The organism is Pseudomonas sp. P1_F1_2 (assembly GCF_056405815.1).
The window spans coordinates 1-4707 of record NZ_JBFUBK010000184.1 but is presented as its reverse complement, the minus strand read 5'-3'; the positions used below and the strand labels follow the sequence as shown (position 1 = coordinate 4707).

The 4707-nt window shown below is 61.1% G+C and carries 4 protein-coding genes; all 4 read right to left on the bottom strand.

Annotation, left to right across the window (positions count from 1 at the left end):
* Positions 1-2094: mechanosensitive ion channel family protein (locus AC1D2P_RS30170; RefSeq protein ID WP_477811750.1), on the bottom strand; the 2094-nt coding region annotated here is incomplete at its 3' end.
* A gap of 76 nt (positions 2095-2170) precedes the next feature.
* A complete protein-coding gene (locus tag AC1D2P_RS30165; RefSeq protein WP_175648953.1) occupies positions 2171-2347 on the bottom strand; it encodes a hypothetical protein in 177 nt (58 codons plus the stop codon).
* Positions 2348-2506: 159 nt separating this feature from the next.
* Positions 2507-3796 carry a M18 family aminopeptidase gene (locus AC1D2P_RS30160; protein WP_109787711.1) on the bottom strand — a complete coding sequence of 430 codons (1290 nt, stop codon included), beginning with the start codon at positions 3794-3796 and terminating at the stop codon, positions 2507-2509.
* A gap of 189 nt (positions 3797-3985) precedes the next feature.
* Positions 3986-4621 carry an RluA family pseudouridine synthase gene (locus tag AC1D2P_RS30155; protein WP_477811749.1) on the bottom strand — a complete coding sequence of 212 codons (636 nt, stop codon included), beginning with the start codon at positions 4619-4621 and terminating at the stop codon, positions 3986-3988.
* Positions 4622-4707 lie beyond the last annotated feature (86 nt).

Genomic DNA, 4707 nt, shown 5'->3' with positions numbered 1-4707 from the left:
GTCCATCCCTGCGTCGTCCAGATGACGCTTGAGCGACAGGTTGAATGCCCGTGAAACTTCCCACTGTTTGATCGGCGCGGTTTTGAACCGGGCGCGAAGAATCGCGTTGCCGGACTCGAAGCTTTCAACCCCCTGGAACTCCAGCGGCGACCAGATGTTGCGCCGTTGCAGCGGGTCGGTGCGCATTTTTTGGCCGACTTCGCGCATCAACTTGATGGCTTCATCGATGTTCATGCTGGCGGGCACGGCCACGCGGAAAATGGCGTAGCCGAATTCCCGGGAGTAGTTCTTGATGCTTTTGATTTCGCTGAACGGAATGGTGTGGACGATGCCGTCGATGTCCCGCAGGCGCACGGTGCGGATGGTCAACCCTTCGACGGTGCCCAGGTGACCGCCGACGTCCACGTAGTCGTCGATGGCCAAGGAGTCTTCGATGATGATGAACAGTCCGGTGATCAGGTCTGCCACCAGAGACTGCGCGCCGAAACCGATGGCCAGGCCGATGACACCGGCACCGGCCAGCAATGGCGTGACGTTCATGCCCATGTTCGCCAGCGCGACGATCAGCGCGACAATGAAAATCGCCACGAACAACACGTTGCGGATCAGCGGCATCATCGTCTGCGCGCGGGCATTGGCCAGGCCTTTGCGTGAACGGGTGAGCGCGTGGTGCACGGCGGTGTCGCTGAGGATCCAGATCAGCCAGGCGAAAATCAGCGTGCCGGCAAGGCTGAACAGTTTGACGCTGACCTCATGGCCTTCACCTTCGGTGAACGAGATCAACGACATGCCCCAGACCCGCAGGCCGAGTTCGATGAACGCCAGCCACACCAGCAAGTGGGCGAGGGTATAGAAGAAGTTTTTCAGCCGTTCCGAATACAGCGCGTGGCGCTTCACACCGCGTTGCGGTTTGAGGGCATGGCGCCGCACCAGCCCGTTGATGACCATGCACAACACCAGCAGCACGGTACAGATCAGCGACTGACGCAAGGCGGTGCTGGTGTCGCCGGCCGAGACGAACGTGGCGAACAGCGAGACGCCCACCAGCACCAGTGCCGGGACATACCAGTAGGTGCCGAGGATCTCGATGGTATCGCTCAGGGCGCGCCGGGTCAGGCGTCGGGACAGCGGCTGATTGCGGATCAAATGCGCGATCGGCCGGCGGAACCGCATGATGAACAGCCCGGTGGACAACGCCGCCAGGACGTTGGCGGCCGTCGCGGCCGTGTGGGCCAGATGACTGCCAAGGCCGGCGACCAGTCTGGGATCGTTCAGCGCTTCACCGAACGCGGCGAAACTGCCGATCAGCCATAACGGCCGGAACGCCTGGTGACGCAGGATGTACAAGGCGCGGTGGCGGTGCGGGCCGTCGAGCAGGGAGAACGCGATCACGCAGATTGCCGAGAAACAGGTGCCGACCACCAGCGCATAAGCCAGCACCATGGCCAGGCTTTTGCCCAGCGATGAGGGCAGGGCGTAACTCATGTAGACGGTGATCACCAACGCGATCATCCATGGCCCGAGCTTGCGCAGGGCGAAGCGCAACATGTCCAGCGCCTTGGGGTGTTGCGGCAATTCTTCGGTCAGGCCGAAGCGCATCCGCACCCGATGACTGACCCAGATCAGGGCTGCTGCCAGCAGGCTCCAGACCATCAGGATCATGGCGAAGGCGAAGATGATCGGTAGCCATTCACTGGCGGGAAGCAGCAACGCAGACAGCTCATCGCGAGCCAGGCCAAACTCTTCAGACCAGCGATTGAGTGGGCTGTCGGCCCCGGAGAATTGTTTTTCAAACGTGGCCAACGTGCCGCCGATCAAGCCCAGTACGCCTTCTTCGGCGGCGGGTTGGGCTTTTTTGGTGGCGTCGCGCAGCTTCTTCAGGTCCGCGAGCAGCTTGGTGCGCTGCTGATCGTTTTCCAGCGACTTGATGACTTCGTCGAGCGATTGCCCCAACGGGACTTGCGCCTCTGGCTGGGCTTTCGTCGAACCGCCGAGCAAGCTCGGCAAACCGACCGCCTGGGCAGGTGCCATCGGCAGCAGCACCAAGAGGCAGGCAAGGAAGAAACACGGCAGGGCGAAAAGACGAGCGAGCACTAGGCGGTCAACCTCGGGATGAACGGATTGGCCGAGTGTACGAGCCCGTCTAAATCAATGCGAGTCAGGGGAGGATTTATTCGTTGAGTTTGGCGAGGATTTTAATCACCACGGTGGCGAGGATCGTCATCATGCCGATCCACATGGCAAACACGCCGGCGTTTTTGTCACGAAAGTTGAAGCCGAGGGCCAGCAGGATCATCCCGGCGAGGATCGGGATCAGCATGGCGTGAAACGAAGACAACGAGATCATGGAGACAGCCTTGTCAGGAGGGATAATTTAAGTCTAGGTGGCTTTTGGGTGACCGAGGGTGATGTGTATCAGAAATGAGCCGGTCTGAGCAGAGCGCTCGCTCCCACATGATTCGTATCAACCTGTGGGAGCGAGCCTGCTCGCGAAGCCTTTCAGCGGCTACGGCAATTCCTGGCAGGCATAGAACGCGCTCAGGACTTTGACCAGATGCGCCAGATCGTGGCTGCCGCACAGTTCGCGGATCGAGTGCATGGCGAACGTCGGCAGGCCGATGTCGACAGTGCGCACGCCCAGGTGGCTTGCGGTGATCGGGCCGATGGTCGAGCCACAGCCCATGTCGCTGCGCACCACAAAGCTTTGCACCGGTACTTCTTCGGCCATGCACAGGTGGCGGAAGAAGCCGGCGGTTTCGCTGTTGGTAGCGTAGCGCTGGTTGCTGTTGACCTTGATCACCGGGCCGGCGTTGAGTTTCGGGCCGTGGTTGGCGTCGTGCTTATCGGCGTAGTTCGGGTGCACGCCGTGGGCATTGTCGGCCGACACCAGCAGGGATTTCTGGATGGTGCGCACGAACTCGTCACCTTCAGGCAACAGGCGACGCAACGTCTGCTCGAGCATCGGGCCATCGGCGCCGCAGGCCGAGCAGGAACCGACTTCTTCGTGATCGTTGCAGACCAGCACACAGGTTTCGTCCGTTTCGGCGGTCAGCAAAGCTTGCAGGCCGGCGTAGCACGACAGCAGGTTATCCAGGCGCGCCCCGGCGATGAAGTCACCATGCAGACCGATGACCGCAGCGCTTTGGGTGTCGTAGAAACTCAACTCGTAGTCAAGAACGACATCGGCGTTCAAACCATGCTCGAGCGCCAACTGATTGGTCAGTACGGCGCGGAAGTCCACGCGCTCGTCACCGGCGAATTGCGCAAGGATCGGCGGCAGTTCGGTTTGCGCGTTGATCGCCCAGCCCATGTTGGCTTCACGGTTGAGGTGAATGGCCAGATTGGGGATGGTGGCGATGGGCGCCTTGAAATCGATCAACTGGCTTTCGACCTTGCCATCACGGCGGAAGGTCACGCGGCCGGCAAGGGACAGGTCACGGTCGAACCACGGCGCCAGCAACGCACCGCCATAGACTTCGACGCCCAATTGCCAGAAACCCTGGCGTTGCAGCTCCGGCTGGGGCTTGACCCGCAGGCATGGGCTGTCGGTGTGCGCGCCCACCAGGCGAATACCGCCATGCAGTGGCGAATGACGGCCCATCTTGAACGCGACAATCGAGGAGTCGTTACGGGTGACGTAGTAGCGACCGTTGGCTTCGGTGGTCCATGGCTCGCGTTCGTCGAGGCGTTGATAGCCCGCCGCTTCCAGCCGCTGAACAAGGCTGGCGGTGGCATGGAACGGGGTAGGGGAGGCCTTGAGGAAGTCGATCAGGCCTTGGTTCAACTCTTCGCGCATAAGAAGCTCCAGACAGCAGTGGCGCCAGTTTAACGTATTGGTCAGAGAATTGGCGGTGGGCTGCGGGTGTGGAAAATCACTTGTAGGAGCCGAACTTGCTCGCGAAGACGATGCCACATTCAACGTGGATGTCGGCTGACAGACCGCTATCGCGAGCAAGCTCAGCTCCTACAGATTAATCATCGGCTGTCAGAACGGTGCCGGGCACTCGAAGCGCAAACGTTCGCCGGTTTGCGGATGAGTAAAGCTCAGCATGCTGGCGTGCAGGCACAGGCGCGGCCAGGCGGCCAGGGCTTGCTCATGGGCGTAGAGCCCGTCACCCAACAGCGGGTGGCCAATGGAAAGCATGTGCACGCGCAGTTGGTGCGAGCGGCCGGTGATCGGCGTCAGTTCGACGCGGCACCAGTCGCCGCAGCGCTCCAGCACACGCCAGAATGTCAGGGCGTTTTTACCGAATTCGTGGTCGACCACATGACGAGGCTTGGTCGGCGGATCGTAGCGCAGTGGCAAGTCGATGCTGCCGCTGTCCAGTTCCGGTTGACCCCAGCACAGGGCGGTGTAGGCCTTTTCGGTTTCGCGATCGTGAAATTGCCGAGACAACTCGCGATGGGTGTCCGGGTCACGGGCCAGCAGAATGATGCCGGAGGTTTCCCAGTCCAGACGATGGACGATTCGCGCTTCCGGGTAGCCGTTTTCCTGCAGGCGGGTAATCAGGCAGTCCTTGTTGTCATCGGCCCGGCCGGGCACGGAGAGCAACAGGGTCGGTTTGTTCACCACCAGTACGGCGGCGTCCTGATGGATGRTGTGAACGTTGGACAACGGCATTAAAACAGCCTCGTAACAAACGCCAACGGCGGCTCAGAACCTCGCACCCTGTAGGAGCCGAGCTTGCTCGCGATAGCGGTGGTTCA